Origin of the sequence: Nguyenibacter vanlangensis (genome assembly GCF_013376155.1) — a bacterium.
Lineage (GTDB): Bacteria > Pseudomonadota > Alphaproteobacteria > Acetobacterales > Acetobacteraceae > Gluconacetobacter > Gluconacetobacter vanlangensis.
Genome location: NZ_JABXXP010000378.1, coordinates 1 through 2,874 on the forward strand (window position 1 = coordinate 1; position 2,874 = coordinate 2,874).

Here is a 2,874-nt window from a genome sequence, read left to right on the forward strand (position 1 = left end):
CCCGTCGCGCGCCATGTCGTAGGCGCGCTCTCCCGCCACCTTGATGGCCGAGAAGACCGGCGGCACCTGCGTGATGTCGCCGCGAAAGGCCGGCAGGGCGTCGCGGAACTGCGCGTCGGTGGGGCGCACGTCCGAGGTCGCGGTCACCACGCCGTCGGCATCGTCGGAATCCCGCGCCTCGCCCAGCCGCAGGGTGAACTGGTAGCGCTTGGTCCCGTCCATGATATAGGGCACCGTCTTGGTGGCCGCGCCGAAGGCCACGGGCAGCAGCCCGGTCGCCAGCGGGTCCAGCGTGCCGCCGTGTCCCGCCTTCTGGGCGTCGAACAGGCGCTTCACCCGGTTCACGATTTCGGTCGAGGTCATGCCCGACGGTTTGTCGATCACCAGCCAGCCATCGATCGCGCGTCCGCGCTTGCGTCGCATCAGACAGAACCTTTTTCAGAATTTGAGGAGGCGTGCGTGGGGACGCCGTGCATGTGAATGCCATTCCTGTGAATGCCATTCCCTGGGGGGTCGCCCGGCAATCCGTCGTTCGGGACGGATTTTCAGTCCAGGTCGCGGGCCACGTCGGGATGGCGCAGCAGCGCGTCGACTTCCATCGCGTAATCAAGCGCGGTATCGGGCTGGAAATGGATTTCGGGCGCCACCCGCAGCCGCAGCCCGGTGGACAGGCGCGAGCGCAGGAACGGCGCCACGCGCTTCAGCGCCGGCAGCAGGGTCTCGACGTCGCTGCGGCCCAGCCGGGCGACGAAGGCCGTGGCGTGCTTCAGGTCGGGTGAAATCCGCACCTCGGTCACGGTGATGCGGACATCGACCAGTTCGGGATCGCGGAATTCCGTCCGCGCGAACAGGTCGGCCAGCACGCGGCGCACCTCTTCGGCCACGCGCAACTGGCGCTGCGAGGGCCCCGAAGCAGGCTGGCCGGCGAGTTTCCCCGCCGGCCCCGCCGCATTCACCTTCCCGCGTGAGGAATGGCGGCTCATGCGGGCACAAGCTCCATTTCGTAGCATTCGACCATGTCGCCCTCGCGCAGGTCGTTATACCCGGCGAAGGACAGGCCGCATTCATAGCCGCGGGCCACTTCCTTGACGTCGTCCTTGAAGCGCTTGAGCTGGCTGAGTTCGCCTTCATGGATGACGACGTTGTCACGCAGCAGGCGCACGCCGCAGCCGCGCTTGACCACGCCCTCGGTGACGTAGCAACCGGCGACCTTGCCGACCTTGGTGATGTCGAAGACCTTGCGGATCTCGGCATAGCCCAGGAACTTCTCGCGGTGCTTCGGCGCCACCTTGCCCTTGACCAGTTGCTCGACGTCGTCCGCCACCTGATAGATGATCGAGTAGTAGCGGATATCCACGCCCTCGCGCTGGGCCAGTTCGCGGGCCTGCGTCGTGGCGCGGACGTTGAACGCGACGATGACCGCGTCCGACGCCTTGGCCAACTGCACGTCGCTTTCGGTGATCTGGCCGACCCCGGCCGTCAGCACGCGGACCTTGACCTCCTCGTGCTCCAGCTTCAGCACCGTGGCCTGCAGCGCCTCGGCCGAACCCTGGACGTCGGCCTTGATGACGACGGCGACTTCCTTCTGCGCGCCGGCCTGGATGCGGGCCAGCATCTGGTCCAGCGTGCCGCGCGCCGCGGTCTGCCCGGCCGCCATGCGGTCCTTGATCACCCGCTGGCGGAATTCCGAGATCTCGCGGGCGCGGTTCTCGTTCTCGACCACCACGAAGGGTTCGCCGGCACCCGGCACGCCGGCAATGCCCAGCACCTCGACCGGGGTTGCCGGGCCGGCGTCCTGCACCTGGCGGTTGCGGTCGTCCAGCATCGCGCGCACGCGGCCCCATTCGGCGCCCGCCACCACGATGTCGCCGCGCTTCAGCGTGCCCTTCTGCACCAGCACGGTCGCCACAGGCCCGCGCCCGCGATCCAGCCGGCTTTCGATCACCGAGCCTTCGGCGACGCGGTGCGGATTGGCGCGCAAGTCCAGGATTTCCGCCTGGAGCAGGATGGCTTCCTCCAGCTTGTCCAGCCCGGTGCGCTTCAGCGCCGAGACCTCGACATCCTGGGTGTCGCCGCCCATCGCTTCGACCACGATCTCGTGCGACAGAAGTTCCTGCCGCACCCGGTCCGGGTTGGCGCCGGGCTTGTCGCACTTGTTGATCGCCACCACGATCGGCGCGTGCGCCGCCTTGGCATGCTTGATGGCCTCGATCGTCTGGGGCATCACCCCGTCATCGGCCGCCACCACCAGCACCACCACGTCGGTCACCGACGCGCCGCGGGCGCGCATGGCGGTAAACGCCTCGTGACCCGGCGTGTCGATGAAGGTGATCTTGGCCCCGGAGGCCAGCGTGACCTGATAGGCGCCGATATGCTGGGTGATGCCGCCGGCCTCGGCCGCCGCCACGTCGGTGGTGCGCAGCGCGTCCAGCAGCGACGTCTTGCCGTGGTCGACATGGCCCATGACCGTGACGACCGGCGGACGCGGCTGCAGTTCCTCGGGCAGGTCCTCGATCCCTTCGATGCCGATCTCGACGTCGCTGTCGGCGACGCGGCGGACACGATGGCCGAATTCCTGCACCACCAGCTCGGCGGTGTCGGCGTCCAGCGACTGGGTCACCGTGGCCATCACGCCCATCTTCATCAGGGTCTTGATGACCTCGCCCTGGCGGGCCGCCATGCGGTTGGCCAGTTCCTGCACCGTGATCGTCTCGGGCAGCACGACGTCGCGCACCACGCGCACCTGGTCCGAACGCAGGCGTTCCAGCTCCGCCTGGCGGCGCTCACGCTCGCGCTGGCGCCGGACCGAGGCCAGCGAACGCGTCTTGTCGTCATCCCCCTCGATCGCCGCCTGGACGTCGATACGGCCCGACC

Annotated in this window: 3 protein-coding genes; all 3 read right to left on the minus strand. The window is 68.5% G+C overall.

The window, feature by feature from the left end:
* Positions 1-423, minus strand: a 423-nt coding sequence (truB, locus tag HUK84_RS14145) for a tRNA pseudouridine(55) synthase TruB (protein ID WP_176640865.1), incomplete at its 3' end; no start/stop codon positions are given.
* Between the two features lie 122 nt (positions 424-545).
* Complete coding sequence (rbfA, locus tag HUK84_RS14150; protein WP_176640866.1) at positions 546-983, minus strand: 30S ribosome-binding factor RbfA; 438 nt, start codon at positions 981-983, stop codon at positions 546-548.
* On the minus strand, positions 980-2,874 hold a 1,895-nt coding region (gene infB, locus HUK84_RS14155), incomplete at its 5' end, for a translation initiation factor IF-2 (RefSeq protein ID WP_176640867.1). The genes rbfA and infB, both read right to left, overlap by 4 nt.

Excerpts from the sequence above, each read along its gene's own strand:
- rbfA (WP_176640866.1), bottom strand. The coding sequence starts at position 983 with ATGAGCCGCCATTCCTCACGCGGGAAGGTGAATGCGGCGGGGCCGGCG.